This window comes from Castellaniella sp., from assembly GCF_034675905.1.
In the GTDB taxonomy this organism is placed as follows: Bacteria; Pseudomonadota; Gammaproteobacteria; order Burkholderiales; family Burkholderiaceae_B; genus Castellaniella.
Genome location: NZ_JAUCCV010000009.1, coordinates 239,998 through 265,287, shown reverse-complemented (window position 1 = coordinate 265,287; position 25,290 = coordinate 239,998). Strand labels below are relative to the sequence as shown.

The following is a 25,290-nucleotide window of genomic DNA, read 5'->3' as shown; positions in this document are numbered from 1 at the left end:
TTCCAGGCACGGGAGCGTCAAAGTCAAGGCATCAAGCCCATTACCGACACCTACACAATGTTGAACGCCACAATATGCGGCAAATTCCTGCTCGAAGGCTTCCAATTCTGCGCCGCCGATATACCACCCGGAATCAATGACTCGAGCGCAGACCTCAAGCAACTCATCTCGATAGCGAGCATTGACAACCCGTAGATCCAGGAACGGCACGGAAGATTCAGATCGAGACATAGGAGATCAAAAGTCAGACCCGTTGGAGGCCAAGATTTTGATCTTCTCCAGCAATATCCGGATAGCGTTCGCCCAGCGCCATGAATGCCTCGACCATCTGTGGCGTCCAATCTGATTCTATCTGCGCATTGGACACGGGTTTCATCCAATATCCTCCGAATAAGTCTATACTCAAACCCGCCTGAGAGAAAGCTTGGCGAAAGGTCTCTGGCGTAAAGACCCGGCGATGACCACGACGCTTGTCCGTCTCATTCAGCGCGTCCTCAGTCGGCACTATGCCCATCATGACAGCAGCCCCTGGGGCGCAGCGAACGGGCATTGGGAACTGCCCCGAAAATCCGTCCACCCGGTGTCAACCAACGTCGCGCACGGGCCAAAATATCCACCGGATCCTGAACGTGTTCCAGCACATGACCAAGCACAATATTGTCAAACCGATCTGATGGATCAAACTCTTCGAACAATGTATGCTCGATCGTCGCATCGGGGAACCCATCTGCAAGGTCCTCGCAGAATCTAGCCGACCCTTCAACCAGTGTCATCTTCAAACCCAGAGTCGCTAGGCGCTCAGTCATAACGCCTTCTGCCGGCCCCATCTCCAAAATATTTACACCACGCAAGTGACGACGGTCACTCTGAAAGGAATAGAGAATTGAAGCCGTGTTCACACCAGCAGCATACAGGGAGTGCTCGGAAATTTTTTCCAAGTGCGACAACTCTTTTTTAGACATAAACGAGTTCCTTAGTGTTGAGGAAATAGGGCCCTTCAATCCACCCTCTCAATAAACTCAATAAAGAAAAACCACCAGGCAGCATGGCGAAACAAACCAGCCGCTCCTTGAATGCAACGGCCGGAGCAGGCGACACAAGCAACTTCCCTCGCCGCCGTCTGGCCCACGCAATTCCTTCTTCTAACCGCTCGACCAAGTAAGCTAAGTGATACATCGATACGCCAGCATCAAGCCAGGGAGTCAAAGTTTCAAAACCTTCAATATTTTCCAGCAACTCAATACGCGGCCCAGCCCCTATCAGAAAGCAACCCGCCACACCTTGAATAGGGTCAACAAAACGACCTCCCCTCCTGTACATACCCCAAGCTTTCAAAAGGAATACGCGCCTTATCAATGGAATGGCATGCATAGCCAATATGATGAAAGTCGAATGGTGGACCTTTGTCCGGCTGAAGATCAAAGTCAGGCATGCAAGACCCTGGTGGCAATCCTGGCAGCCAGCCGCTCGAGATAAGGCCCAACCGTCTCGCGCTAGTTGCTTCGATCTACGCGATGCTCTATCGCATCAAAAAATCCGGTCACCCAATTCAACGTGACGGTGCAGCACATGTCGCTCAGCGCAGCCACAGGAATCGTGAAATGCCACTACACTCGTGTTGTCAGCCACGGTGCGGCAGTACACCGCAGCTAACGCCAAGCGATCAAAAGCACAACGATAAATAAGCGCTGCGCTTTCGACCGCAGCCAGAGACCCACTTACTCAAGACCCACGCGCCCCCACTCCGCTACCAAATTCATATCATCCAGATCATAAAGGGCGACGATCCCCTCGGCACGCCCATCCACGCCACGCTCAACGACAAAATAGTAGTCTCCTGATTGTTCATAATAAGCAGCCAACCACTCCAGCTGGCAATCCAGCATGGGAGGCGAGGGATGCAGGAAACCGGTTCAGTTCGGGATCTCCCGCACCCCCACTATCAATTCAGCATCCGAAAAGCCCACTGGACGCAAACGAAAGCCAGAGCCTTCGACACGAATATCATGTCGCATAGCCCGCAACCCGATCAATGATCACCGCCACGCCATCCAAACCGGACAACTCTTCCTCCGAAAATACGATCCCAAATTCGTCCTCAAGCGCGAACATGATCTCGATATGTTTGAGAGAGTCCCACTTCGCCAATCCGGCGCGCGACTCGTCCCGGACCGACCGACTCCTTCAGAACGGCACTGATGATCTTGAGCACCACCGCCTCGACTTGCTGACGATCCATACTATTTCTCCTTATTCATGCGCAAGCGTCACGCCCGATGGGGGTGTAAAGTAAGTAAGCTGCTCCACCCCAATTTCGCCGCCTCCGGGCGGTCCGCCAAAGCGGCTCACCAATCCATTAAGCCAGTCTCTAGCAGGCTGATTACGAGGCCCTTCGACGAAGTTGAACCGGACATATCGGCACCCTTCAAATAACCGCATCCCACGCAAAGAGGCAAGCACGATCGTATCCTCGAGTTGGCGACCCAGTGCTCGACAACTGATGCAGAGTTCCTCGATAACAAGCGCATCACGCTCCCGCACCGCGACCAAAACAGCAATCGTGCCACTGTCGGACAAACGGTCGGAAAGCAACACCGCCACAGCACAGGCATCATCGCGCGCCATGAAGGCCGCCAAATCGGCCTCATTGTAGCGGCGTAACGTCAGATTGAATTGATTGGTTTTGCGGCACAACTCCGCCAAACGCGGAAGATCGGCGGCAGCATCATAGCGCACGGTCAGGGCGATGCCCAGCTCTCGGAAATACTGTCCCGCATCTTCTGCCGTCCGAGCAAGTCTGTCGCGCTCGACATTGGCCTTCATGTCTTGGACTCGAAGGGCATCATCAGTCGACACAGACCAGCGCCACAGACCGGGATAATAGCTCAAAGCGCGATATGTCCCCATACCTTTTGGAGATGCAAACAATGTGCGAACTTCAGGGCAACCGGCGGCCACACTGGCCAGCTCGCCCGGATTATCATCAATGAATAGCACAGCATTGGGTGCGATCCGCAACTGCTGTGCTACACGCTTCACGGCATCGGCTTTACTGCCCCACGAAACCTCGACAATCGAAAAATCGTCCCAACGCAAAAGATAATCGGCCCTCTGCACGAATAGAGCCTCGACGTCCTCTCGCTCATTGCGCGACACCAGCGCCAGGAAGACTCCTTGAGTCCTCAATACCCGTAATGCGTTCTGCAAAGCCTTATGGCCCGTGCTCAGCCATACGCCATCTACCCCATCCTCTCCCAAGACTCCAGCGTGCAGAGTGTTGTCCAAGTCCACCGCAACCGCCTTGATGGGGGGCAACAACAATCCCGGCAGCCACTGGCAGCCCAGCCGACGAGCCAAAACCGTCTGAGCGGAACGGGAAATGGGAGATCCGGAAACCTTCACCACCCGGGAGTCCAGCAAAGCGACACCCTCTTCATGGCACACAGCACCGAGATCTGCCACATGCGCCTCTGGAACACCACTAACCAGCACGCTCAAGTCCTGGGCATCACTCTCTTGCCCCCATGCATCCCAGCTTGCAACCAGAATGGGTGCGGTCGTCCTGGACCGAAGATCCAGCAGCCGGTTACGCAGCCAGCCCAGCCAATCCTCGAGTACCATCCGACTGACATACCGAGAGCTGTCCAACCACAGGATCTCGACGTCAGCCGACTCCCAGAGGGAGAAATCCAGCGTATCGTCATACCCATGAACACGGCACTCAAGCTCCAGCCTCGCATAGCTTAGAAACGGTCTCAGCAAGCCCTCGAAAGTCTCGAAGTTCTGATTACGCCATACATTAGCGCGATACCGCCCCAATGGCCTGGACGGCAGATCAAGCGCCTGAAGATCCAGCCTGGAAGGTGCTTCCGCAAACAGGACTTCCTGAGCCAAGGATCGCGCCAGGAGACTGTCGACGAGTCCGACTGGCCCATCTGCCCCTGATCCAGAAGCGGGCACCCTATCATCTTGCTCAAGCACAGACATCATTCCTTCCCACCCAACTCCGACCGGAACTGCCCATAGTCCCGGATGTAATCCGCCTCGTCATAGTGTTCGCTGGCCAGCACCAACAGGACGCAATATGATGTGAAGTCGTGCATTTCCCGCCAGACCATGCGCCTGATCATCAAGCCGCGCGTAGGTGCGTCGAGTAATGCCTCCTCGCGTCTAGAACCATCATCCAATACTATTCGGCAGCTTCCTGTGACGCAAACTGCAACCTCCGATAAATGCCGATGCGCATAAACCCCCTCGACACACCAGCCTTCGTACCAAACAAGTAATAAACTCGACGAATGGTAAAAGGCACTGTCTTCTGACCTTCTAGAGCAACGAGGGAGCCACGGGCATCGCCCAATGGAGGAAATTCAATCCATTCAATAAAACTCATCTTTGCTCTGCTCCAGCTTCGATCAGCTTCGCCGTGTAATCCAACGGATATGTGCTCCCTCGTTCAATCTGCACCATGCGCCTGCTACGGCCAAAGCGAGTGGCCAGATCTGCTGCCGGGGTGTCCCGTCCAGCAAGATGCAGATACGTCACGGGCAAGCAGATATCCTGAAGGAAGCTTTCAAGCCCTTCAGCACCTCTGTTGATGAGAATCAGCTCGAAATCGTCTGTATGTCTGAGAATCCAGACATAACAAGATTTCTCTTACTTCAGAAGGAGTATCCACATCCAGAATAAGTGTCAACACTGGGCGCAGGCTTCAGCACCGCCATCGTTCTCCAATCCACGGGCAGGCCCGCACTATCGACGTTTCCGTATCAAGGCCAGCTGCTGGAATAGGTCGCTCTGGATTGACATATGACTGCACCTCATTGGAAAAACATGTCAAGTCGCCGTAGCGCTCTTTGTCCGGCTTGGCCATCAAACTGAGGAAAGAATTTATCTATTGCCAAGAGCCGCCGTTGCTTTGGAGGATCATCCCCTCTTGTCAACTCTGGTCCAGAAATCTCCGAACCCCTTCTATCCTTGAAGTCTTATCATATAAAGGAATAAGAGCTTTTCCCACATCATTAACACCTAGCCCGTCTGGATTTTCCAATAAAATACTGGCTTTTCCGTCACAAGATATTCCAGCAGGAAAGAACCGACATCACTCAGCATGGCCGCGCTGGCAGCAAAAACGTGGCGATGGTCCGGGCGTTCATCGATGATGACACCCCTTGCTATCAGTTCGCGCTTAAATGCATGCACACCTGCCCTATCAAGGACGCCCATATTGTTTAATTGCTTCCAGAGCAAAGGATGGGGACGAAACAGCAGGAAAAGGTGTGGCTGCTCCTCGAAGATCTCAAAAATCCCTCCCCCCAGAAAATCGAACGTCGACCACAATTCCGCGTCAAACCTGAAATGAGCATTCCATAGGACAGCTTTCCTATTGCCGATTTCGGCTCTCAATCTTGGGTCTATAAGGAAGTTGGAAAAATCTGAGCCGCTCATCCATTCTGGGCAGTCCAGTTGCAAATACATGCCCTGCACCCGTTGCGCAATGCCTTGCATACATTTCTCGTGAATCTGCTCCTCGCACGAAGATAGCAGAGGCGCCCTCTGCGATAGGCTGCCCATATTGATAGAAAAGATTCACCTCCCCTCCGCCTATTTCCAACCCGTAGGGGATATAAGCCGTCGCCACAGATAATTTTTTTATTCTATCAAAATGATATTCTGGCGGACGCGTGGAATCATAAGGCGATGTAAAAAGAAAGATTGACCCAGATGCCTCCTGCAGGTCGAAACGATTCCAAAATTGGTGTACAACTCCCGAAACCATCTAAATGATTTTTAGACAGTTCAGGCTTCCAGTCATGCTCTTTATGTAGGAATGGCAGCACAATAACACGCACATCCCATGTAGGATCCGCCTGCGCCGCTTCCCAAACCGAGAGCACATTCAGCCAAGACTCGGGCATCTGGTACAGAATTACCAAGCGTTTGCGAGATTGGCTCTGCAGTTTCAATGCCTTATTCCTAGATAAACACCTGAGACGCGTACAGTTATTCAGCATCAACTGAAAGCAAGCCGATACCGTGAACCGCCCCGGTCCCGCCAACGCCGCATTAGACTCCACAACCACCGGTACACACATTTTGCAGGTAGTCAGCAGTCCTGCCAACTCTGTACATCCGAGGATAATCCCACCGACACCGTGCGCAACAAAATCTCTCAGCAATACTTCAACCAGCCCTATGCATGACAGCTGATACCTGTCCATCGACTTTCACCTCTGCAATCGCCCGGTTGACCACAGCCTGTTGATCCTCCGACAGCCCCATAGGCGCCAGCCCTCGCGCTTTCAATGCTCGCTCGTACAGGCCAAAACGCGCAATCGAACCTGAGGCCAGCACCGCCACGGCCCCACAGTCCCCAACTAATTCATCTAGTACCGCATCGACAATGCTCAGCACCGGAATCGAAGTCCCGATACCCCATTGATCAAAAAGGATATGCGCCGTATTGCATGGTAACCACGGCGCAAGTCGCTCCCTGGACGGCCAACTCTTCAATGGTTTCCCGGATATAGGGTGCGGGATTGCGCTCACCCAGATCCAGATGCCGCCCTCGGCTGGGTAGTTTGGTATTGATATCGGTCAGCACGCGGGGATAATGCCAATCCTTGGTCGCGGGCACCAAGCTGTAGAGCGCCCCAGAAAATCCAACGTCGCCCAAGGCGCCACACCCACCACGCCAATTACCCCTTCATCGCGCGGCCAATCGACTTCCCGGCTCAGCGGCTGGATCCGAGGCATCAGCGCTTCCGCTCGAAGAGAAACAGATGCAACCGGGTTTCCGGATACTTGTTCAACGGGTGTCCCTCGAGAAACATGTTCTCGTCGCGCAGCAGGGACAGACCCACGGACTCGAACTGCCGGACATATTCGTCCCGCGTACGGTAGGTCGCCGAATACTGCTCCTTCAGGTGTTCAGAGAAGCGGTCATTGATCTCATGACGCCCGGCCACCCCCATGCCATCGCGCAGCATCAGCAAGGCGCCTGGGTGCAGAAACCCCGGGACATGAGCCAGAAGGCCGTTTTTCCGTCGTCGTTCGGGTGGGCGCAAGGGCCCGAGATGAATACCAGATCGAACGGCGCACCCACCTCCAAGGCCTCGGCCGCCTGCGTATGGAATTCGACCTGCTCCAGACCTCGATCCCGCGCTTCCTTGCGACCGATCTCCGCCAGCCCTTGCGCGTACTCGACGGCTAGGACGCGACGCGCATTGCGCTCAGCGAAGCGAAAACTCCACTGCCCCACCCCGGCGCCCAATCCAGGACCTCCAGCCCATCGACCGGCGGCAGCCAGTCGAAGACCTTTTGGGTCTCGTCGTTGATCTTCAGATGCAGGTTATTTTCATCCTGCTCCAGATTTGCCACCATTTTGAGTGCGACCTTCCGATAGGCATCGACCCGTCCGTCCCAAAAAGCCTTCACTTTATCCGCATCAATCATTTTTGCTCCAACTCATCCCGACTGGCAGCATAGCGCCAGACATCACCCGAGAGCATCAGCGCGGAGGCGCTCATTCCCACATCCATCACCCGACTGTCGCACAGGAAATCCAGGTTCAATTGGGTCATCTCATTAATCGTTCGTGTCGGTATCGGCAAAACCCGCACTCCCAAAGGCTTGCGCAGTCGCACGGCCAACGCAGAAATCCCCAAGCGCTAGGCCCGCCAGATCCTCGGCAAACATCATGCCCGGCACCGGTACCATATCAATGCCGCAACCACATACGCTCGAAAAAACAGCAAGCTTCTCAATCGTCACCGCTCGCAGATTGTTCGCCTCAGCCAGGCCGTTATCTTCCAATAGGGAGTACATCACGCCGTTGAATCCCACGGTCCTGGCCTGCGCTCGCGCGCACGCGGTCTTAATAGCAGCTCCCAGAGACGCTGGTGATGAAAAGCGTGCCGTGTATTCAGGGCACCTACAGGTGAAGGGCCCAGCAGTTCGACCAGATGACCGATGGAAGTTACCCCATCGGGGAAAGGTGCCAGCGAACCATCCAGGCCTCGGTATTCGATCCCCGACTTCTCCTCCAAGGACTGGCCGAAGGCATCCACACGGCTCATCTCATCGGCCAGGGCCTTGATCAGCCGCTCCTAAAGTCCAGCAACGAGAGCTGTTCCGAGCGCGCGCGTTCAGCGCATTGCAGCGCTAGAGATCCGGTCTCCAGTGCCAGACTGAATCCAGGCTCGCTGCCCTCATGGCGCGAAAACGGAAAAAAAGGCGTGTTTGCCGGGCATGCCGCCAATACGCCTACTCTGAAATTATCGACGCCGGTATTGCCGCGCCGAGCCAGACTCAGGATAAACCGGCTGGCGCTATGCGCCCCTTTGATGGAAATGACCTCCGGGTCGGCAGCGATCAGATTGACAAACAGGCGTTTTCCGCGCAGCACCAGGGTCTGCGCCTCATCAAGTACGGCGCCATGCATACCCGACCGCAACAGGTCCAGCGGCAGGCAATACCAGCGCGCGCCGAGCACATCGGCTGAACCCCGCACACCATCCATGATGGAGGACAGGGCGCCGGGCTGGTGGCCTTCCTCCTCGGAGGGGCCCGCGGGTCGCGTCAGACGCACCGTGCGCGTCTGGATGCCCTGCTCCTGTCCCAGGAGAGCCAGATGACGGTTGAAGGCCTCCAATTGGCGGATAGGACCCCTGCTTCGACCGAGAGTCATGGGCACGCCCATCGTCAGAGAACGAATCATGGCTATGCGCGGCTCCGGATAAGTTCCATATAGTCAGTGGGCGTATTAACCTCGAAAAACAACTCGTCATCGGCCAAACACACAGACCGCACACGAGGCGGATCGCAAGGCAGCAACTGACCGGCGAACAGGTTCGAGTGTTCGATGCAGCGTCTGCGCCACTGCCATAGCACTTCGGGAGAAGAAACCTTGAACAGCCCGACCGACTCTGGGTGCGCCATGTCGCGCACAGGCCCCTGATAGGGCTCGATCACACACCCCGCATCGTCGAGTACGCAATACACCGCCGTCAACCTGCGCTTCTCGCGCCGAGAGGTGAGCACTAGGTCCGGCGCCTCCCGATCCAGACGCTCAATCAACCGTTGTTCAATGAAAATGTCGCCTGACACCACATAGGTAGGTGCCTCGGTCAGGGCCAGCCCCAAACTCATGGCATTGTTGGTCAACGCCCATTCCGGATTATGGATGTAATCCAGATTGGGATAGGCCTGCATGATCTGGATTGCCCGAAAACCCACAACGACCGTGATTCGTTTGCCAGCAAAGGCTTCGATGGCCCAGTCCAAAATCGTGCGACCGTCGGTCGGGTGGCGGATCAGGATCTTGCTGATCCCGTCAAGCTGCAGGCTCTTGCCCACCGCGAGGATGATGACGTGCTCCACCGTGCTCATTCGAATAGCTCCGCCAGCGGGAAACGGCAGGCCGGCAAACCGCCATCGGGAAACCGATCTTTAACAGTCTTGTAGGGGTACGGTTCGTCGGCCAACGCACGCCGAGTCACTTCGCGCCAGTCGAACGCATGGTTCGGGCGCAGACTCCAGAGATCGACGTCGGCGTAGCGGTAGCGCACGACCGGCACCCATTTCAACCCCAAGGTCTTGGCGACTTCCATGCGATGCTGACCATCCAGCACCAGATCATGCATGTCATCCAGCGCCAGCGGCTTGATCCAGACCCCCTCGGACCAGATCTTGTCGATCAGGCTCTGGACTCGCTTCTTGCTGAATCCTTCGATATGCTTAAGACGCCCCACTGGGACCCAAATCATCAAAGATGAATTCTCTGTGCTCATGAATAATCAGCTGTAATCATTAAAAGGTTATTTAACCTCACCGTTTCCGGCAACTTCCGCACCAACATCAGTCAAAAACGCCTGGGTGGCGGTATCAAGTTCGGCAGACGTATTGAAGGATGCTGCAAACCCACCGTCCACCTGCAACGCACGACAAGGCAATGCATCCCTGTGGACGATCCATGGCCGCATATAGTATTGCCTCACATCGCCGAGCATCGCCTGACGGTACCGACAATCAGGGCCGACCTCTCTCGGACCAACGTACAGCATGCCCAGCATCTTGCGCCACCCCTCGAACTCAGACTGGTACACCGGCTGGTAGTCAATGGCATCAATCACATCACCAACAGGCGTACGGACGATCCCCCCGGTCAGCCCAGTACTGTACCGTCCGCGACACACCCAGAACAATCGGATGATACCCGCATCTGATCGAACACCCGATCCCAGACCCAGCTATTAACCAGCAAATCGGTCTCCACGATCAGGTAGCCCCACTCAGGGTGCATCAGCGTCTGGACGCCCTGTTCGACCGACAAATATTGACATCCTCGCGATACCGAGCGTTGACAGTCGTACGCACTCGGCCCCCGTACCGCGCCGCTAGGTGTTCGGATAACAATTGAGCACCATCTCCCAGCACAACCACAACCTCTCCGGTCGTCCTAGCGAGCACTGCATCCAGAATCCAATCCAAACGGGCCGCCCACCAACTTCCAGCAACGCTTTGGGAATCTGCTCGGTCAACGGGCCCATGCGGCTTCCTCGGCCAGCAGCTAAAAGGACGACCGAGGGGCCTGCCTGCTGCCTACCTACCTCATAACCCTGCACAACCACCCTCCATATCCAGTCTGTTCATCTACCTACGATACCTCCCCTTCCACAACGAAGAGGATAGCAGCGAACGAAGACCAGCAATGACAAAAAAAGAGGGGTATTAGGGGTAACATCATCATGATCTTCATCCAGTTTCTAAAAATGGCGCACTAGGTGAATCTGTGAGTCGGCTCGGAGCCACCAGAGAAGATCCGAACAAGACTCGAGAACCTGTTATTCCCAGAGCGACTCAGCGAATGCCTAGTCATCCCGAGCCGACTCACCCCGTCAGCTTCGCTTCGCGCAGAATCTGCGTTCTCCATGGTCTTCTTGCCCAGCATCCGCTGCAATTCTCGGATCTGCTTGAGCGCGTTGGCCAGCTCCGAGGCGACGACCACCCGCTCGCCAGCCCTCACCGCCGACAGGCCGCCGTCCTGGTACAGTTTGCGCCAGTGGGACAGTTGGTTCGGGTTCACGCCATGGCGGCGCACTACCATCGACACCGTCTGGCCAGACTCATTGCTCTCGCGCACCATGGCATGGCCAGCTTCCGCTCCACTGACCAGCGCCGCCGACGTTCCGGCTGGGTCAGTAACTCCATCACTTCCTGCTTGCTGTTGGTCATAAACACAGTCGTATGCCTACCTACTATTTTAAGTAGATGACTGTGTCCGGTGCTTCAGGGGGCCGATCCAGCAAAAAAGAAAGAAGGGTAATTTAGTGAATAGATGGGGGAAAGGCAGGGATTGGGAGCAGCATCGGACCGCCCCAATCCACCCCGGTATCTTCACCCCACAACTCTGGTCGCTCGCGGATGAGTGAGTACCTAGTGATCACGGACCGATTCCAGGATTCATCTCGCAGGCATCCTTGCCAATCGATCCGCCGCATCACGCATGCCTGCCTGCACAGCAGCAAACACCGCTGCCGGGAATCCTGCCGGCAAGTCAGCTGCCACGGTTTCCAGAATCTGCGGCAACGGATCCAACACCTCGGCGATCAGGTCCTCCATATTCACCCCCCAGCCGCACAGGTACGCCATGTGGTTGAAATGCCGGCGCTGTATGTCCCGCAGGCGGTAGTGTGTATTGCTTCCCTTGACAGCCATGGCCAGGCGCAAGCGGTTGGCGTCCAATTGATTGGGCCCGCGCCCGGTCACGGGCCAAGCAGAGAGCACGTCATACAAAGGCGTCAAGCGATAGCGTCGGGCAGCAAATTATCAAAGTAGCTGTGAACAGCCGCACCGCGCAACGGCGCATTGTCCAACGTGAAAGGCAAAGGGCCGCCCCTGCGGCGAAGCCACCCACTGCGGGTCGTAGGTCAGAGTGTCCATGCCTTTGCCAGACACCTGCCACTGCCCCACCCGAACGCCATTAGCCCAAAGGTCCAGGCATCTGCTTCTGGATCGCCGCGCCATGACTACCACTCGTCTTGCGCAGGTGCGCTTTGAGCGCGCTCTTGGAGCGTCAATTCCAGCCCCAGGACTCCAGCCAATGCCAGCAAACGATCTGCGGTCAGCGCGGCAGGCTGATTCTCTAGCTCAGACAGGCGATTCTGGCTGATGCCCAAACGCGAAGCCACTTCGGCCTGGGTCAATCCTAAAGCCCTACGCCGCGCAATCAATACATGGGCCATCTGATCAGTCGTCGATAATTTTTGCATGATGAAATATCGCTGAGATCGATATTCACAATATATCGATATTATCGATTAAATGCAAACATCGATGATGCCGATGAAACAACGATATCGTAAACACCGATAGCCGGGCGTCTCTTGGACACTTTTTTGGGGGCCGACATAGTCGGCAAAATGCGATAAAATGCATGAAATTTCAATGAGAAATTCGACGTGCCTGCAGCTACTCCATCTACCGTTGATCCCCTTCGAGGGGCCGCAGCTCATCTTGCGGATGAGTTGCAAGCCGGTCGTGTCTATCGGCGCGAGGACTTGGCACGTCTGTCCACCGCAGTGGATAGGCATCTCCGTGAGTTGGTAGCTACAGGAAAGCTGAAAAAACTCGCTCAGGGCCTCTACCACGCGCCGAAGCAGTCCAGCTTTGGGCCCGCTGCCACCAACGGATGACCAAGTGGTGGGAGGCTTTCTTCGTGACAAGGACTTTCTGGTGTTTTCACCCTCGGCCTACAACGCCGTGGGTCTTGGTACCACTCAGCTCTATAACCGCACGCTGGTCTACAACCACAAGCGTCATGGTGTTTTCCAACTTGGCAACCGGCAGTTCGATTTTCGAATGAAGCCGCGCTTCCCAAAGAAGCTGACCCCCGAGTTTCTGTATGTCGATCTGATAAATAATCTTGAAGAGTTGGCCGAGGATCGCGATGCCGTTTTGCGCCAAGCGCGCGGCAAGCTGTCCTCGTTCGACTCAGTCCGGCTGCAGCGGGCCGCCGACAGTTTTGGCAATGTGGCGACGCGCAAGCGCCTGCGGGAGTGGATAAGTGCTTGATTTCTTGCACGCGCGAAAGGACTTTGATCAGTTGCTTGCGCTTGTCGCTGATGAACGAGGGCTTGATCCTATGTTGGTCGAGAAGGACTACTGGATCATGCATTGCCTGTGGGGTTTGCAGGCACAGGGCTTCCAGTTCGAACTAAAGGGAGGGACGTCGCTCTCGAAGGGCTTTGGCGTTATCCATCGTTTTTCCGAAGACATCGACATTCGCGTCGAGCCGCCCGCCGACATGGATGTGAAGACGGGGCGTAATCAAGATAAGCCAACGCACGTCCTTTCGCGCCGTACGTATTACGACGAACTGGCGGCGCGTATCCGTATCCCAGGCATCGACAATGTTGAGCGCGACACGCAATTTGACGACGACAAGATGCGCAGCGCTGGCATCCGCTTGATATACACGCAGCGCGTATCGGCATTGGCAGGCGTCAAAGATGGAATTTTGTTAGAGCTTGGGTTTGACGACACGGCACCCAATCGAGCTGTCACGATCTCGTCATGGGCTTTCGATGTTGCCAGAGATCGCGGCGTAGACGTGTTCGACAACCGTGCAGTCGCGGTACCTTGCTATGCGCCGACGCACACTTTCGTCGAGAAGCTTCAGACAATTTCCACCAAGTACCGTCGCTTGAGTGAGTCGGAGGTGTTTCCGGGCAATTTCCTTCGGCACTACTATGACGTGTACTGCCTTCTGGGCTTGGAGGAGGTGCAGGCATTCATGCGGGAGCCGGCCTATCAGGAGCGCAAGGCGCAGCGCTTTCGCAGCGGGGATGAGCAGGTGATTGCACGAAACCAAGCCTTTGTCCTTGCTGACACCGCACAACGCGAGCGCTTCGCATTGGAGTACCGCAAGACGGAAGCGCTGTATTACCAGGGTCAGCCAGATTTCGAGGCTCTGGTGGCTCGAATACATGAGCACATCGACGTGATGTGAACTGCTGGTCAGTTCTTCCAAAAAACGACATGGGTAATCCCCCCATAAAGGCGGTGAGATCAGAAGTAGAATTTTCTCATTGAGGAGTTCTACAGCATGAAGAAGTCACGATTCACAGACAGCCAGATCCTGGACGCGATCAAACGGGTAGAGGCCGGCATGACGGTGCCTGAGATGTGCCGTGAACTGGGCATCAGCTCCGCGACGTTCTATAAGTGGCGCGCCAAGTACGGCGGCATGGATGTGCCGATGATGTCGCGGATGAAGGAGCTGGAAGCGGAGAACGCCCGGCTACGCAAGATGTACGTCGAAGAGAAGCTCAAGGCCGAGCTGCGCGCGGAGGCTCTCGAAAAAAAGTGGTGAAGCCATCTCGCCGCCGCGAGATGGCTCAACGTGTGGTGCAGGAGTGCGGGGTATCGGTCCGGTTGGCCTGCGAGACGTTTGGCATCAGCCAGACGTGCTATCGCTATGAGGGCAAGCACAAGGCTGAAAACGACGAAATCGCCGACTGGCTGCTGCGCCTGACGGACAACCACCGCAACTGGGGATTTGGGCTGTGCTACCTGTATCTGCGCAACGTGAAGGGCTTCGGTTGGAACCACAAACGGATCTACCGCATCTATCGGGAGTTGGAGCTGAACCTGAGAATCAAGCCGCGCAAACGCCTGGTGCGCCAGGCGCCCGAGCCGCTGACGGTACCCGCCGCCACGAATCAGGTCTGGTCGATGGACTTCATGCACGATCAACTGTCCGATGGACGCAGTATCCGGCTGTTCAACGTGATCGATGACTTCAACCGCGAAGCGCTGGGCATCGAGATTGACTTCTCCTTGCCCTCGGAGCGGGTCATCCGTGCGTTAAAACAGATCATTGCCTGGCGCGGCAAACCCTTGGCGATTCGTTGTGACAACGGCCCTGAATACCTGAGTTCAGCGATCACAGAGTGGGCACGCCGGTGGGGCATCAAGCTGGAATACATCCAGCCGGGCAAGCCGCAACAAAATGCCTACGTCGAGCGGTTCAATCGAACTGTGCGCTACGAATGGTTGTCCCAATATCACTGGGAAGATCTGGATCAGGTCCAGCGCGTAGCGACAGAGTGGATGTGGTCCTACAATCACGAACGCCCAAATATGGCCTTGGGCGGCATCACCCCAAAACAGCGGCTGGCCATGGCCGCATAGCCTGCCTACTTCTGGCAATCGCTAAAAATGGGGGGATTACCCACCAACATGCGCCAACAACGCGCCAAAAACAGGTTGACAAACTGCGCCGCCAGCCCTAGAGTAGTGCCATTGTCGCTTGCGTTCACTACGGTATTTGGCGCGGCGGCCTACACAAAGCCCCGAAAGGGGCTTTTACTTTTACAGAGTTCCGAAAGGACCTTGCATGGATCGCTATACCATTTTCGTCGACGCCGGCTACTTCTTTGCCGCTGGCGCCCAGGCTGCCTTTGGGGACCATATCCCCCGCAAGCAGGTCGCTTTGAAAGCACCTGCCGCAATGCTGGATGACCTCTGCAAAAAAGCCTCCCTGGCAGTCGGCGGCCTCCCTCTTCTGCGTGCCTATTGGTACGATGCGATGCCTGGTCCGCGCCTGTCGCTGGAACAATCGACACTTGCCATGCTGGCGGGCATCAAACTACGGCTTGGCGCTCTCAATAGTGCAGGCGAGCAAAAGGGTGTCGACTCTCTGATCGTAACGGACCTTATCGACCTTGCTCGTAACCGGGCCACCGCAGACGCGGTTGTCGTGACCGGCGATGAAGATCTGCGCATAGCGGTTCAGGTGGCGCAGTCATTCGGTGTCCGCGTCCATATTCTCGCAGCTGGCGACCCATCAAAGAACGTAAGCCCCACGCTGCAGATGGAAGCCGACTCTGTGACGACACTGGATGGCGCTTGGTTCGCCAAGCACCTTGACCTGCTTTCACCTACGCATAAACCTGCCGCCGCTGCGGGCCCCGTTGATTCAACGACCATGGCTCCCGCATCAACCGCCGGTGCAGAAACAATCGGAGAAATCGACACAGCTGCTATCGCCATCATCGAAAGCCTGCTGACATCCATCGAGCAGAAGCAACTAGAACAGTTGACCCTGCACTTCTCAACTCAGAAAACGGTTCCCCCAGAGTACGACCGCCCATTGGTGGCCAGAACTTCCGATGCCCTTTCAGGTCAACGCTTGACCGGCGCACAGATGCGCCGCATCCGCGGATTGTTTGTGCGGGCGGTACAAGGTCGCTCTCAGGACTGAATACGATACCTCGCATGCCCTCTCAGCAAGCCGACCTCTTTCGCCATCTCAGCGTCGAGAAGGCCGACCTGTACCGCCAGATAATGGATTGCTTTGCTGCTGCCAAGCGCCAGTTTCGTCTGCATCTGCGCCCGGACGAAGTGTTGGCCGAAGGCGCTTGGTCTTCTTTGCCGCCGGCCTCACGCCCCAAACTCATCGACATCCAGGCGGCGCTCAATCAGCTGACCGACTGGGGCAATCTGGAATCCCAGCCTGATGTCTCGCGGGTCACCAGCCTAAGCGACTATTATCGGGCGCAATATCTGTACCGTCTGTCCCAGGAAGCCGAGCAGACCCTGGAGGATTGCCATGACAAGCTGCGCCTGGCCTCTGCAAACCATGCCCGCATGACCCAAAAAGCCGAAGCGGCCAATCAAGTGCTGGAACAGCGGATGCAGGCGCGCCAGCAGACCATGACGCAGTGGCGGGACTTCACCGGGACAGGTTTGCTGGCCTCGGCGCTGCCGGATCTGGAATTGCCCGCGCCGCAGGACAATTGGTCGATCGAAACCGCCCTGGGCCTGGCACGGCGTACCGAACGGCACCTGAGTCAAACCGTGGACGATGACGCCGCCTGGACACGCATCCAGGGTGAAATTTCCCAGGACTACACCGAACTGGGCAAGGCCCTGAGCGCGCTGGGCCACCAGGCGCAGGCCGATACCAGCGATTTCGGTCTGGTGGTGCACATCATCTACCACAACCGCCCGGAACGCCCCGACCGTCTTGAGGCCCACCTGACTGCCGAAATCGCACAGCGCAAGGAACTGCTGAGCGCCCGCGAACGTGAAATCCTGGAAACGCATTTGCAGGCGGAAATTTCAAGCGCCATTCAGAAGCGCCTGCGCGATGCACAACAGCAGATTCTGGCGATCAATCAAGAACTGCATCAACGCCCTACCAGCACCGGCGTCCGCTTCCGCCTGAAATGGGAAACGCTGCCGGAAGGGGTCGATGGGGCGCCTGTCGGCCTGGAAGCCGCCCGCCAACACCTGCTGAACACCAGTACCGATCTATGGTCAGCCGACGACCGCCGGGTAGTGGGCGAGATGCTGCAGCAGCGCATCGAGGCCGAACGCAGCCGCAGCGACATCTTACCCGGATCCAGCCTGCAGGAACAACTGGACCGGGCGCTGGACTACCGCCGCTGGCACCGCTTCCGGATAGAGCGCTGGGCTGCCGGGGAATGGCGCTCTTTGATGGGCCCCGCATCCAGCGGCGAGCGGGCGCTGGGCCTGACAGTCCCTCTATTTGCGGCGGTTTCCAGCTTTTACACCCGCGGCGGCAGCAGCCATGCGCCGCGCCTGGTGCTGCTGGACGAGGTCTTCGCCGGGATTGACGAGCCGGCCCGGGCTCACTGCTGGGCCTTGATCCGGGAGTTCGATCTGGACTTTGTCGTCACCAGCGAACGGGAATGGGCCTGCTCGGTCGAACTGCCCGGCGTCGCCATCGCCCAGTTGCAGCGTCGCGAAGGCATCGACGCCGTCCACATATCACGCTGGATTTGGGACGGGCGCACCAAACGACACGCACCGGACCCTGGGCAGCGATTCCCGCCTGATGTCGAAACGGACGCAATAGATAATGGACATGCCCCCTGATGATGCACGCCTGCAGCGTCTGCTGGGCGGCCCTGACCTGGAAAAACTGCGTCAACGGCTGCGGCGTCACTATGAACGCCACCCGGCTGGGCAGCACCCTTCCTATCTGCAGCTAGGCGGATTGTCACCCCAGGAACAGGAAAGACTGGCCGAACTGATGGGGAAGCCGACCCGACCGGCAAAAACCGTCCGCATCGATCTGACCCGCATTGATATGGCACTGCATCAGGCCGGGGTGTGTGCGTCTCTGCGCGCAGCGCTGGAATACATCGACGGCCCATTGATCGACCGGCAGGCAGCTAAAACTGAACAGATGCAGGCCTGGACGGCTCTGACAAGCGGCCAGAGACACGCCGATGGCTGTGGCGATCGGCTGGACACACGGCTGCTAGTCTGGTTGCAAACGCCCTTGTCCACCCGCTTGCTGAAGCGGCTTGGCCGATCCGATATCCACCATGCGGCAAGCCTGCTGTCACAAGCCCATGCTGTCATGCAGCAACTGCCGGCCCAAGGCATGCCCAGGGCGCAGCTTGCAGCCCGCACCCTGGGCGACGCCCATGCCCTGGATGATGGCCGGGCGGTGGCTCGCCTTGTGCTGGCGGTATGGGCCCAGACAGAAGCCGCCCCCTTATCGGAACCTGAAGTCAGCGACGAACACAGCCGGACCATCTGGGCGCGCGCCGGTATTCTGGTCAATGAACTGGCTCGTCCCGCCCTGTGTCTGAATTTGCCCGTCCAGGACATCGCCAACGCCACCTGGCAGCCAGGAATACCCGCATATCTGTCGCTGCGCCAACTGTTGCGCCACCCGCCCCGATGGGCCGTGGCGGGGATCACGGTTCATGTCTGCGAAAATCCCAACCTGCTGGCCATTGCCGCCGATCAACTGGCCGATCATTGCACCCCGCTGGTGTGCACCGATGGCATGCCGTCGGCCGCCCAACGCACCTTGCTGGATCAATTGTCCGCAGCCGGCGCCAAACTGGCCTATCACGGGGATTTCGACTGGCCCGGACTGCAGATCGCCAACTATGTCCAACAACGCTGGCAAGCCCGCCCTTGGCGGATGAGCGCTGCAGATTATGCAAATGCCCTGCAGCACGCGCCGCACCGCCCCCCGGACCTGGGAGACGCAGCGGCGCAGGCCCGATGGGATCCTGCTCTGACCCTGGCCATGCAGACCCATGGCCTGATCGTTGCCGAAGAAGCCGTGGCCGATTCTCTGATGCCGGATCTGCGCCGGACTCACCCCTCCAAACGAACCGGATAGCCGCTATTTATCGATCCCTAACCGGTACACTACGTGCTTCATCCCCCTCCTTGTGCAAACCCCATGAAAGGCATCATCCTGGCCGGCGGTTCCGGCACCCGGCTGCATCCCATCACGCGCGGCGTGTCCAAGCAGCTGCTGCCGATCTACGACAAGCCCATGATCTACTACCCGCTGTCGGTGCTGATGCTGGCGGGCATCCACGATGTGCTGGTGATTTCCACACCCGATGATCTGCCGGGATTCCGGCGCCTGCTGGGCGACGGGTCAGATTTCGGCATCAGCCTGTCGTATGCGGAACAGCCCTCGCCCGATGGCCTGGCCCAGGCCTTTCTGATCGGGGCGGACTTCATCGGCGACGAACGTGTCTGCCTGGTGCTGGGGGACAACATCTTTTACGGCTACGGCTTCAGCCGGATGCTGCGCGAAGCCGCGCAACGCCCCTCCGGCGCCACAGTCTTTGGCTACCGGGTAGCGGATCCGGAACGATTCGGCGTGGTCGAATTCAATGCCGCCGGTCAGGCGATCTCGATCGAGGAAAAGCCGCAGCAGCCCAAATCCCCCTACGCCGTCACCGGCCTGTACTTCTACGATAACGACGTCGTGGACATCGCCCGTCAGGTCCGTCCGTCGGCGCGCGGGGAACTGGAAATCACCGACGTCAACAACGCCTACCTGCAGCGGGGCGACCTGCACGTGCAGGTGCTGGGGCGCGGTTTCGCCTGGCTGGACACCGGCACACATGAAAGCCTGCTGGATGCCGGCACCTATGTGCAGACGATCGAGCACCGCCAGGGGCAAAAGGTCGCCTGCCTGGAAGAAATCGCCTTCAACAACGGCTGGCTGGACCAGGCCGGCCTGATCGAACGCGGCCAGCGCCTGTCCAAGACGGAATACGGGCAATACCTGCTGGCGCTGGGTCGCGAGGGCGGCGGACAATGAAAGTCATCGAGACCACCCTGCCCGGCGTGCGCCTGATCGAACCACAGGTGTTTGGGGATTCACGCGGATTTTTTCTGGAATCGTTCAGCGCCCGCCGCTACCGCGAAGACGCCGGCATCGAACTGGATTTCGTACAAGACAATATCTCCCGATCCGCCCGCGGGGTGCTGCGCGGTCTGCATTTTCAGCGTCAACGCCCGCAGGGAAAGCTGATTCAGGTGGTCGAGGGCGCCGTCTTTGATGTCGCGGTGGACATCGACCCCCGGTCGGCGACATGCGGCCAGTATGTGGTAGCGGAACTATCCGCCGACAACCACCGTCAGATCTGGATTCCACCTGGCTACGCACACGGTTTCTGCGTCACCAGCGAATCGGCGATTTTCCAATACAAGTGCACGGATTATTATGATGCGGCCGACGAGGGCGGCCTGGCTTGGAATTGCCCGGATCTGGCCATCCCCTGGCCGATCGATGATCCGATGCTATCGGACAAGGACCGGCGCTATCCGGGGCTGCACGATCTGCTGGTGCAGCGGCGCTAAGGACAGACGGCAGGCGCTGTTCACACCTGACGTCCCAACGCTTCACGCCCGCCTACGATCCCAAGAGGCATAACCATGAACTTAAGCTACCCATGGCTCTACGACACCGTGCGTGCGCGCTTCGATTCCGACGACGCCATGGAAGCCTTTCTACCCAAAGCTTTGACACCCGGCGAGCTGAAATGCAAGGGTGACGACCGCTATCTGTCTGCGATGACGCAGCGGATATTCCAGGCCGGCATGCAGCATTCCGTGGTGAACGCCAAGTGGCCCGCCTTCGAAGAAGCCTTTTCGGGCTTCACCCCCGAGGCCATGGTCATGCTGACTGAAGCGGACATCCAGCGCCACATGCAAAATCCCCACGCCTTGTCCGCCACCTGGTCAAACTGCAGACCATCCCGGCAAACGCCCGCTTTGTGCTGGACGCCCGCCAGGAACACGGCGACAGTTTCGGTGCGCTTGTCGCCGGCTGGCCGGTCACCGACATCATCGGCTTATGGCGCCTGCTGGCCCAGCGCGGCGTCCGCCTGGGCGGGCGATCCGGGGCCGGATTTCTGCGCCTGGTCGGCAAAGATACCTTTTTGCTGACCAGCCATGTCGTCGAACGCCTGGTGACGGCAGGCTGCATTGCCAAGACCCCTACCAGCCAAGGCGATCTGCAGGCCGCGCAGGCCGCATTCAATGCCCTGCAGCAGGTGTCCGGCAGGCCGCTATGCCAACTGTCGTCCATGCTGGCGCTAAGCATCCACCCGGCTGCCGACAGCCTGCGCGATTCCTGAGGGCGGTGAACACTCACGAAGCTCGGTGCTCAACCCCAGGCCGGCGCCCATTCCACGCGATTGCGCCCTGAGGTCTTGCCGTGATAGAGCGCGGCATCCGCCTGCTGCAAGGCCTCGTCCAGCGCAGCGGCGCTGGCAAAACCCATTGAAACCCCGATGGTGACCGTGCATCGAATCAGCTCGTGCGGCTTGCCGCCAGGCATCTGACTGGATGCCACCGCCTCGCGCATGCGCTCGGCCAAATGCACGGCGCCGCTATGGTCAGTATTCAAGGCAAGCACAACAAACTCCTCGCCGCCGAACCGGCAGGCGAGATCCCCCTGCCGAACCGTACTTTTGAGGGCTTCAGCCACGCGGGCCAAGACGGCATCGCCCATTTGATGGCCATGGGTATCATTAATCTGCTTGAAGTGATCGATGTCCACGATCAGCAGATGCGCAGACGCTGCCATCCGGGACCGAAAATGCCTGGCCAGCCCTTCCGTCAGGCCGCGCCGGTTCAACAAGCCGGTCAGCGGATCATTGACCGCCAGAATCCGCAACTGATCGACGAGACGGCTCAGTACGAGCCAGACGACGGCCGGCGGCAGCACTGTACCCAAAAACGACATATAGAGGTAGAACGCCATCTGAAACGGACTACTCATGTCCAGGGCCTGCAGCCCCCCCGTCAGAATCATGACGAACTTCGCAGCGTTCAACACACAGATGCCGCCGATCAGGACGGCGAACAGCATCATTTCGACGCGCAGATCTCTGGCAAATGTACGCGCGCTGTAGAGCAAGGTCACCACCATGCCCAGAAACAACACGGCGCAGGCACAGGCCAGCAAGGCATGGCGCGCTTCGGTCCCAAGCGCCATCTGCACCAGTACTTGCGCCCCGGTATAGAGGCCAGCCACCGTCAGCAATGGCCCCCACACCGGGACGTGGCGATCAAAGAATCGGATCGCCCCCAATACATACACGACCGGCGCGCAGAAGGTCAGTGTGTGATTGACGACACTCGCTACCCCCCATTCCGGAGCGCCTCCCAGAAGCTGCAGAAAATAGGCCAGCCCCAAGAGAAGATGGCCGGCGGCAAAGACGTCCGTACCCATTTTCCCGCCCTTCAGCCGGACGCTGATCAGCAGAAACATTACGCAAAAGCACATCAGGTGCACGCAGAGCATGCCTAGGATGACGGTCGCATTCATGGGTCAGTGAAATCTTTCGGCCCTTGTGAGCAAGTTCCAGCATGGTGTCATGCGCTGCGCGCGGGTTTCGGGACCCTTTGCTGTCGTGGGGCGATAGTAAATTATTTACGGCTTCCTGTGGTTCGAGACGGCGGACGAGCCAAAAGCCTACACTGACGGTCCATGCAACTTTTCGCAGTCTTGCGAGCGCCCCTATCGTGACCGACACGGCCTTTTCTTCCCTGCCCCTTTTGCCCGCCTTGCTGGATAACCTGCAAAGCCTGGACTTCGCGCAGATGACGCCCATCCAGGCGCAAAGCCTGCCGCTGATCCTGGAAGGCCGCGACCTGATCGCACAAGCCAAGACCGGCAGCGGCAAGACGGCGGCCTTCGGCCTGGGCATCCTGCAGCACCTGGACGTCAACCGCCTGGCCCCGCAAGCGCTCGTGGTCTGCCCGACCCGCGAACTGGCCGATCAGGTCGCTCAGGAAATGCGCCGGCTGGCCCGGCAGATCCCCAACGTCAAGGTGCTGACGCTGTGCGGCGGCGCCGCGGCGCGGCCCCAGGCCGAATCACTGGCGCGCGGCGCCCATCTGCTGGTGGGCACGCCTGGCCGTATCCAGGATCATCTGGGGCGCGGCCGCCTGGATCTGTCCGGCCTGAACACCCTGGTGCTGGACGAAGCCGACCGCATGGTGGACATGGGCTTTTATGACGATATCGTCGCCATCGCCTCGCACTGCCCCAACAAGCGCCAGACCTTGCTGTTTTCCGCCACCTACCCGGACAACATCCGCAAGCTGAGCGCCCGGTTTCTGCGCAATCCGGCCGAGGTCAAAGTCGAAGCCCTGCACGATGCCAGCCGCATCGAGCAGATTTTCTATGAAATCGACGATCACCAGCGACTGAACGCGGTGGTCACGCTGTTGAAGCACTTTCGTCCGGTCTCTACCCTGGTCTTTTGCAACACCAAGATCCGCAGCCACGAACTGGTCGAACAGCTGCTGTCCGAAGGCATCCGGGCCCAGGCGCTGAACGGCGACCTGGAACAGCGCGAGCGCGACGAAATCCTGATCCAGTTCGCCAACCAAAGCTGCACGGTCCTGGTGGCGACCGATGTGGCTGCCCGCGGACTGGATATCCAGAGCCTGGGCGCCGTGATCAATGTGGATGTGACCAAAGACACCGAAGTCCATGTCCACCGTATCGGCCGTTGCGGCCGCGGAGATCAGAAAGGTCTGGCGCTAAGCCTGTGTTCGCCGGCAGAAATGCGCTGGGCCAATCTGATTGAACAATACCAGGGCGCACCGCTGAAATGGGCCAACCTCAAATCGCTGCGCCCCACCTCAGACCGCCCCCTGAATGCGCCCATGACCACCTTGTGCATACAGGGCGGCAAGAAAGACAAGCTGCGCCCCGGCGATCTGGTGGGCGCCCTGACCGGCGACGGCGGCCTGACGTTTGAACAAGTCGGCAAGATCCACATCACCGAGTTCAATTCTTATGTGGCGCTGGACCGCAGGATCGCCGAACAGGCATTTGCGCGGCTTTCCAATAGCAATATCAAGGGGCGCCGGTTTCGCATGCGGTTTTTAGAGCAAAACACAGATCTGTGACCGTTCATCTCCGGCTTGCCCGTTTTAGTCTTCAACGCTACCTGAATAGCGCCTAGCGATTTCTGTAGTTGGCAGGCACGAAGCGATAGGCGCCGTGGCTATCGGCATTGATATGGCCTAGACCTGGAAAAGGAATATGCGCGCCCGCCACCAGTTCGCGGCTCTTGGAGAGAATGGAAAATTGTTTGATGCGTTGCTTCGCGGCCTCGGACTGGCTCACATCGAACTGGATGGTGATGTCGGGTTTTTCAAATTGAATCGATTCAACATGCACGATATCGCCGATAAACGTCATGGACTGCCCCTGGCTTTCGACGCGGTAGGAACTATGACCAGGCGTATGCCCCGGCGTTGAGATCGAACGGATGCCAGGTAGAATCTGCGTGGAACCTGAAAATGGCTGCAGCTGCCCTGTTTTTACATACGGCGCCAAGCACAGGGTTGCCTGTTCGAAGTATTCCTTTGCGTAGCCGTTGACGCCATGTTGATGAGCGGCATCCAGAAAAAAATCGGCGTCCGGCTTGCCCACATGGACGACTGCATTGGCAAAGACAATCTTGCCATTGTGAACCAGTCCACCGCTGTGATCTGTATGGACATGCGTCAATAGCACGTCGCTGATCTGGGACGGCTCGTATCCGGCCTGCTTCAGATTAGCGATCAACTTTCCCCCGGCGCCAGGCCCAAAGAGGTCCCCCGCACCGGTGTCGACCAGGATCAATTTTTCCCCGGTATCGATCAAGAACGCATTCACCGATTCCTCGACAGGGTTGCTCAGGAAAGCGCGATACAGGCGCCCGTCGATGGATTTCGCGGTAGCGCCCTGCAGCAGCGCATGTACATCCAGCGGAACGGTGCCATCAGACAAGGCAGTAATCTCAAAATCACCCAGACGATAACGATAGACGCCACTTTGCTGAGGCTGCGCTGCAGCCTCGACGGCGGGCGCTCGTACTTCGGCTGTAGTGGCGGCAACGGAAAAGGTGCCGGCTGTCAAAGCTGCCACTGCCAACGCAGCAGCGAACGGTTTCAAGTAATAAGACATTAAAATTCCTAAAG

At 57.9% G+C, this 25,290-nt stretch carries 35 protein-coding genes and 4 pseudogenes; 11 read left to right on the top strand and 28 right to left on the bottom strand.

Features of this window, described 5'->3' with window-relative positions:
* Positions 1 to 18: 18 nt before the first annotated feature.
* The 26 genes and pseudogenes from VDP79_RS10080 to VDP79_RS09970 all read right to left on the bottom strand — a co-directional run.
* Positions 19 to 231, bottom strand: a pseudogene (locus VDP79_RS10080) (DegT/DnrJ/EryC1/StrS family aminotransferase); the annotation flags it as partial.
* A 13-nt stretch (positions 232 to 244) separates the two neighbouring features.
* On the bottom strand, positions 245 to 517 hold the full coding sequence (locus VDP79_RS10075) for a hypothetical protein (protein WP_323018066.1): 273 nt from the start codon (positions 515 to 517) through the stop codon (positions 245 to 247).
* Positions 495 to 962 carry a class I SAM-dependent methyltransferase gene (locus VDP79_RS10070; RefSeq protein ID WP_323018065.1) on the bottom strand — a complete coding sequence of 156 codons (468 nt, stop codon included), beginning with the start codon at positions 960 to 962 and terminating at the stop codon, positions 495 to 497. Before VDP79_RS10070 ends, VDP79_RS10075 begins: the two co-directional genes overlap by 23 nt.
* Positions 955 to 1,371: a VOC family protein gene (locus VDP79_RS10065; protein WP_323018064.1), complete on the bottom strand. Its 417-nt coding sequence runs from the start codon at positions 1,369 to 1,371 to the stop codon at positions 955 to 957. Before VDP79_RS10065 ends, VDP79_RS10070 begins: the two co-directional genes overlap by 8 nt.
* Positions 1,372 to 1,718: 347 nt before the next feature.
* Positions 1,719 to 1,886: a hypothetical protein gene (locus VDP79_RS10060; RefSeq protein WP_323018063.1), complete on the bottom strand. Its 168-nt coding sequence runs from the start codon at positions 1,884 to 1,886 to the stop codon at positions 1,719 to 1,721.
* A 212-nt stretch (positions 1,887 to 2,098) separates the two neighbouring features.
* Positions 2,099 to 2,239 (bottom strand): hypothetical protein, encoded by a 141-nt coding sequence (locus VDP79_RS10055; protein ID WP_323018062.1) that lies wholly within the window; start codon positions 2,237 to 2,239, stop codon positions 2,099 to 2,101.
* Positions 2,240 to 2,250: 11 nt separating this feature from the next.
* On the bottom strand, positions 2,251 to 3,894 hold the full coding sequence (locus VDP79_RS10050) for an HAD-IIIC family phosphatase (RefSeq protein WP_323018061.1): 1,644 nt from the start codon (positions 3,892 to 3,894) through the stop codon (positions 2,251 to 2,253).
* Between the two features lie 92 nt (positions 3,895 to 3,986).
* Positions 3,987 to 4,393 (bottom strand): annotated as a pseudogene (locus VDP79_RS10045) (sugar 3,4-ketoisomerase).
* A 635-nt stretch (positions 4,394 to 5,028) separates the two neighbouring features.
* Positions 5,029 to 5,508: a hypothetical protein gene (locus VDP79_RS10040; protein WP_323018060.1), complete on the bottom strand. Its 480-nt coding sequence runs from the start codon at positions 5,506 to 5,508 to the stop codon at positions 5,029 to 5,031.
* 182 nt (positions 5,509 to 5,690) lie between these two features.
* On the bottom strand, positions 5,691 to 6,221 hold the full coding sequence (locus VDP79_RS10035; protein WP_323018059.1) for a hypothetical protein: 531 nt from the start codon (positions 6,219 to 6,221) through the stop codon (positions 5,691 to 5,693).
* Entirely contained in the window at positions 6,184 to 6,414 is a 231-nt protein-coding gene (locus tag VDP79_RS14960; protein WP_416233091.1) for a hypothetical protein, read from the bottom strand. The genes VDP79_RS10035 and VDP79_RS14960 overlap by 38 nt, the downstream gene beginning before the upstream one ends.
* Positions 6,415 to 6,442: 28 nt before the next feature.
* The gene (locus VDP79_RS10030) at positions 6,443 to 6,676 is read right to left on the bottom strand and encodes a hypothetical protein (protein WP_323018058.1); all 234 of its coding nucleotides are present in this window, start codon (positions 6,674 to 6,676) and stop codon (positions 6,443 to 6,445) included.
* Between the two features lie 79 nt (positions 6,677 to 6,755).
* A complete protein-coding gene (locus VDP79_RS10025; RefSeq protein ID WP_323018057.1) occupies positions 6,756 to 6,989 on the bottom strand; it encodes a hypothetical protein in 234 nt (77 codons plus the stop codon).
* Positions 6,989 to 7,261 (bottom strand): class I SAM-dependent methyltransferase, encoded by a 273-nt coding sequence (locus VDP79_RS14955; RefSeq protein WP_416233090.1) that lies wholly within the window; start codon positions 7,259 to 7,261, stop codon positions 6,989 to 6,991. The genes VDP79_RS10025 and VDP79_RS14955 overlap by 1 nt, the downstream gene beginning before the upstream one ends.
* Entirely contained in the window at positions 7,210 to 7,455 is a 246-nt protein-coding gene (locus tag VDP79_RS10020; protein ID WP_323018056.1) for a hypothetical protein, read from the bottom strand. Before VDP79_RS10020 ends, VDP79_RS14955 begins: the two co-directional genes overlap by 52 nt.
* On the bottom strand, positions 7,452 to 7,583 hold the full coding sequence (locus VDP79_RS10015; RefSeq protein ID WP_323018055.1) for a hypothetical protein: 132 nt from the start codon (positions 7,581 to 7,583) through the stop codon (positions 7,452 to 7,454). Before VDP79_RS10015 ends, VDP79_RS10020 begins: the two co-directional genes overlap by 4 nt.
* 4 nt (positions 7,584 to 7,587) lie before the next feature.
* Positions 7,588 to 7,893 (bottom strand): DUF711 family protein, encoded by a 306-nt coding sequence (locus tag VDP79_RS10010; protein WP_323018090.1) that lies wholly within the window; start codon positions 7,891 to 7,893, stop codon positions 7,588 to 7,590.
* Positions 7,827 to 8,078: a DUF711 family protein gene (locus VDP79_RS14950; RefSeq protein ID WP_416233089.1), complete on the bottom strand. Its 252-nt coding sequence runs from the start codon at positions 8,076 to 8,078 to the stop codon at positions 7,827 to 7,829. Before VDP79_RS14950 ends, VDP79_RS10010 begins: the two co-directional genes overlap by 67 nt.
* A gap of 20 nt (positions 8,079 to 8,098) precedes the next feature.
* Positions 8,099 to 8,719, bottom strand: a complete 621-nt coding sequence (locus VDP79_RS10005) for a DUF711 family protein (RefSeq protein ID WP_323018054.1) — start codon at positions 8,717 to 8,719, stop codon at positions 8,099 to 8,101.
* 2 nt (positions 8,720 to 8,721) lie between these two features.
* Positions 8,722 to 9,390 (bottom strand): hypothetical protein, encoded by a 669-nt coding sequence (locus VDP79_RS10000; protein ID WP_323018053.1) that lies wholly within the window; start codon positions 9,388 to 9,390, stop codon positions 8,722 to 8,724.
* The gene (locus VDP79_RS09995; RefSeq protein ID WP_323018052.1) at positions 9,387 to 9,767 is read right to left on the bottom strand and encodes a hypothetical protein; all 381 of its coding nucleotides are present in this window, start codon (positions 9,765 to 9,767) and stop codon (positions 9,387 to 9,389) included. The genes VDP79_RS10000 and VDP79_RS09995 overlap by 4 nt, the downstream gene beginning before the upstream one ends.
* Before the next feature lie 51 nt (positions 9,768 to 9,818).
* A complete protein-coding gene (locus tag VDP79_RS09990; RefSeq protein ID WP_323018051.1) occupies positions 9,819 to 10,133 on the bottom strand; it encodes a hypothetical protein in 315 nt (104 codons plus the stop codon).
* A 264-nt stretch (positions 10,134 to 10,397) separates the two neighbouring features.
* Entirely contained in the window at positions 10,398 to 10,625 is a 228-nt protein-coding gene (locus tag VDP79_RS09985) for an NTP transferase domain-containing protein (RefSeq protein WP_416233098.1), read from the bottom strand.
* Between the two features lie 280 nt (positions 10,626 to 10,905).
* A pseudogene (locus VDP79_RS09980) lies at positions 10,906 to 11,211 on the bottom strand (transposase); the annotation flags it as partial.
* A gap of 252 nt (positions 11,212 to 11,463) precedes the next feature.
* Positions 11,464 to 11,730, bottom strand: a complete 267-nt coding sequence (locus VDP79_RS09975; protein WP_323018049.1) for a hypothetical protein — start codon at positions 11,728 to 11,730, stop codon at positions 11,464 to 11,466.
* 299 nt (positions 11,731 to 12,029) lie between these two features.
* Positions 12,030 to 12,272, bottom strand: coding sequence for a helix-turn-helix transcriptional regulator (locus VDP79_RS09970; RefSeq protein ID WP_323018048.1), 243 nt, complete (start codon positions 12,270 to 12,272; stop codon positions 12,030 to 12,032).
* Positions 12,273 to 12,669: 397 nt separating this feature from the next.
* Between VDP79_RS09970 and VDP79_RS09965 the strand changes: the two genes are divergently transcribed.
* The 10 genes and pseudogenes from VDP79_RS09965 to VDP79_RS09920 all read left to right on the top strand — a co-directional run bounded on the left by VDP79_RS09965 (position 12,670) and on the right by VDP79_RS09920 (position 21,440).
* Positions 12,670 to 13,074 carry a hypothetical protein gene (locus VDP79_RS09965; RefSeq protein ID WP_323018047.1) on the top strand — a complete coding sequence of 135 codons (405 nt, stop codon included), beginning with the start codon at positions 12,670 to 12,672 and terminating at the stop codon, positions 13,072 to 13,074.
* Positions 13,067 to 14,011, top strand: coding sequence for a nucleotidyl transferase AbiEii/AbiGii toxin family protein (locus VDP79_RS09960; protein WP_323018046.1), 945 nt, complete (start codon positions 13,067 to 13,069; stop codon positions 14,009 to 14,011). The genes VDP79_RS09965 and VDP79_RS09960 overlap by 8 nt, the downstream gene beginning before the upstream one ends.
* 96 nt (positions 14,012 to 14,107) lie before the next feature.
* Positions 14,108 to 15,195 (top strand): IS3 family transposase gene (locus VDP79_RS09955; RefSeq protein WP_323016664.1). Its coding sequence is split into 2 segments (ribosomal slippage): positions 14,108 to 14,360 and positions 14,360 to 15,195, totalling 1,089 coding nucleotides; the frame shifts between segments, so codons are not numbered across the junction.
* A gap of 205 nt (positions 15,196 to 15,400) precedes the next feature.
* Positions 15,401 to 16,267, top strand: a complete 867-nt coding sequence (locus VDP79_RS09950) for an NYN domain-containing protein (protein WP_323018045.1) — start codon at positions 15,401 to 15,403, stop codon at positions 16,265 to 16,267.
* A gap of 14 nt (positions 16,268 to 16,281) precedes the next feature.
* A complete protein-coding gene (locus tag VDP79_RS09945; protein WP_323018044.1) occupies positions 16,282 to 17,907 on the top strand; it encodes a TIGR02680 family protein in 1,626 nt (541 codons plus the stop codon).
* Positions 17,897 to 19,177 (top strand): TIGR02679 family protein, encoded by a 1,281-nt coding sequence (locus VDP79_RS09940; RefSeq protein ID WP_323018043.1) that lies wholly within the window; start codon positions 17,897 to 17,899, stop codon positions 19,175 to 19,177. Before VDP79_RS09945 ends, VDP79_RS09940 begins: the two co-directional genes overlap by 11 nt.
* A 63-nt stretch (positions 19,178 to 19,240) precedes the next feature.
* Positions 19,241 to 20,119 carry a glucose-1-phosphate thymidylyltransferase RfbA gene (gene rfbA, locus VDP79_RS09935; protein WP_323018042.1) on the top strand — a complete coding sequence of 293 codons (879 nt, stop codon included), beginning with the start codon at positions 19,241 to 19,243 and terminating at the stop codon, positions 20,117 to 20,119.
* Positions 20,116 to 20,661, top strand: a complete 546-nt coding sequence (gene rfbC, locus VDP79_RS09930) for a dTDP-4-dehydrorhamnose 3,5-epimerase (RefSeq protein ID WP_323018041.1) — start codon at positions 20,116 to 20,118, stop codon at positions 20,659 to 20,661. The genes rfbA and rfbC overlap by 4 nt, the downstream gene beginning before the upstream one ends.
* Before the next feature lie 75 nt (positions 20,662 to 20,736).
* A pseudogene (locus tag VDP79_RS09925) lies at positions 20,737 to 20,967 on the top strand (DNA-3-methyladenine glycosylase I); the annotation flags it as partial.
* A gap of 110 nt (positions 20,968 to 21,077) precedes the next feature.
* Positions 21,078 to 21,440, top strand: coding sequence for a hypothetical protein (locus tag VDP79_RS09920; RefSeq protein WP_323018092.1), 363 nt, complete (start codon positions 21,078 to 21,080; stop codon positions 21,438 to 21,440).
* Positions 21,441 to 21,469: 29 nt separating this feature from the next.
* Here the strand turns inward: VDP79_RS09920 and VDP79_RS09915 are convergent, their stop codons facing one another.
* Positions 21,470 to 22,636 carry a GGDEF domain-containing protein gene (locus VDP79_RS09915; RefSeq protein WP_323018040.1) on the bottom strand — a complete coding sequence of 389 codons (1,167 nt, stop codon included), beginning with the start codon at positions 22,634 to 22,636 and terminating at the stop codon, positions 21,470 to 21,472.
* Between the two features lie 197 nt (positions 22,637 to 22,833).
* Here VDP79_RS09915 and dbpA point away from each other — a divergent pair, with 197 nt between their 5' ends.
* The gene (gene dbpA / locus VDP79_RS09910; RefSeq protein ID WP_323018039.1) at positions 22,834 to 24,231 is read left to right on the top strand and encodes an ATP-dependent RNA helicase DbpA; all 1,398 of its coding nucleotides are present in this window, start codon (positions 22,834 to 22,836) and stop codon (positions 24,229 to 24,231) included.
* A 52-nt stretch (positions 24,232 to 24,283) separates the two neighbouring features.
* Here dbpA and VDP79_RS09905 read toward each other — a convergent pair whose 3' ends face one another.
* Complete coding sequence (locus VDP79_RS09905; protein WP_323018038.1) at positions 24,284 to 25,276, bottom strand: MBL fold metallo-hydrolase; 993 nt, start codon at positions 25,274 to 25,276, stop codon at positions 24,284 to 24,286.
* Between the last annotated feature and the right edge of the window lie 14 nt (positions 25,277 to 25,290).

Coding starts and splice junctions, on each gene's coding strand:
- VDP79_RS10075 (WP_323018066.1), bottom strand. CDS start 517: ATGATGGGCATAGTGCCGACTGAGGACGCGCTGAATGAGACGGACAAG.
- VDP79_RS10070 (WP_323018065.1), bottom strand. CDS start 962: ATGTCTAAAAAAGAGTTGTCGCACTTGGAAAAAATTTCCGAGCACTCC.
- VDP79_RS10065 (WP_323018064.1), bottom strand. CDS start 1,371: ATGCATGCCATTCCATTGATAAGGCGCGTATTCCTTTTGAAAGCTTGG.
- VDP79_RS10060 (WP_323018063.1), bottom strand. CDS start 1,886: ATGCTGGATTGCCAGCTGGAGTGGTTGGCTGCTTATTATGAACAATCA.
- VDP79_RS10055 (WP_323018062.1), bottom strand. CDS start 2,239: ATGGATCGTCAGCAAGTCGAGGCGGTGGTGCTCAAGATCATCAGTGCC.
- VDP79_RS10040 (WP_323018060.1), bottom strand. CDS start 5,508: ATGCAAGGCATTGCGCAACGGGTGCAGGGCATGTATTTGCAACTGGAC.
- VDP79_RS10035 (WP_323018059.1), bottom strand. CDS start 6,221: ATGGACAGGTATCAGCTGTCATGCATAGGGCTGGTTGAAGTATTGCTG.
- VDP79_RS10025 (WP_323018057.1), bottom strand. CDS start 6,989: ATGCTGCGCGATGGCATGGGGGTGGCCGGGCGTCATGAGATCAATGAC.
- VDP79_RS10020 (WP_323018056.1), bottom strand. CDS start 7,455: ATGATTGATGCGGATAAAGTGAAGGCTTTTTGGGACGGACGGGTCGAT.
- VDP79_RS10015 (WP_323018055.1), bottom strand. CDS start 7,583: ATGACCCAATTGAACCTGGATTTCCTGTGCGACAGTCGGGTGATGGAT.
- VDP79_RS14950 (WP_416233089.1), bottom strand. CDS start 8,078: ATGAGCCGTGTGGATGCCTTCGGCCAGTCCTTGGAGGAGAAGTCGGGG.
- VDP79_RS10005 (WP_323018054.1), bottom strand. CDS start 8,719: ATGATTCGTTCTCTGACGATGGGCGTGCCCATGACTCTCGGTCGAAGC.
- VDP79_RS10000 (WP_323018053.1), bottom strand. CDS start 9,390: ATGAGCACGGTGGAGCACGTCATCATCCTCGCGGTGGGCAAGAGCCTG.
- VDP79_RS09995 (WP_323018052.1), bottom strand. CDS start 9,767: ATGATTTGGGTCCCAGTGGGGCGTCTTAAGCATATCGAAGGATTCAGC.
- VDP79_RS09970 (WP_323018048.1), bottom strand. CDS start 12,272: ATGCAAAAATTATCGACGACTGATCAGATGGCCCATGTATTGATTGCG.
- VDP79_RS09950 (WP_323018045.1), top strand. CDS start 15,401: ATGGATCGCTATACCATTTTCGTCGACGCCGGCTACTTCTTTGCCGCT.
- VDP79_RS09945 (WP_323018044.1), top strand. CDS start 16,282: ATGCCCTCTCAGCAAGCCGACCTCTTTCGCCATCTCAGCGTCGAGAAG.
- VDP79_RS09940 (WP_323018043.1), top strand. CDS start 17,897: ATGCCCCCTGATGATGCACGCCTGCAGCGTCTGCTGGGCGGCCCTGAC.
- rfbA (WP_323018042.1), top strand. CDS start 19,241: ATGAAAGGCATCATCCTGGCCGGCGGTTCCGGCACCCGGCTGCATCCC.
- rfbC (WP_323018041.1), top strand. CDS start 20,116: ATGAAAGTCATCGAGACCACCCTGCCCGGCGTGCGCCTGATCGAACCA.
- VDP79_RS09915 (WP_323018040.1), bottom strand. CDS start 22,636: ATGAATGCGACCGTCATCCTAGGCATGCTCTGCGTGCACCTGATGTGC.
- VDP79_RS09905 (WP_323018038.1), bottom strand. CDS start 25,276: ATGTCTTATTACTTGAAACCGTTCGCTGCTGCGTTGGCAGTGGCAGCT.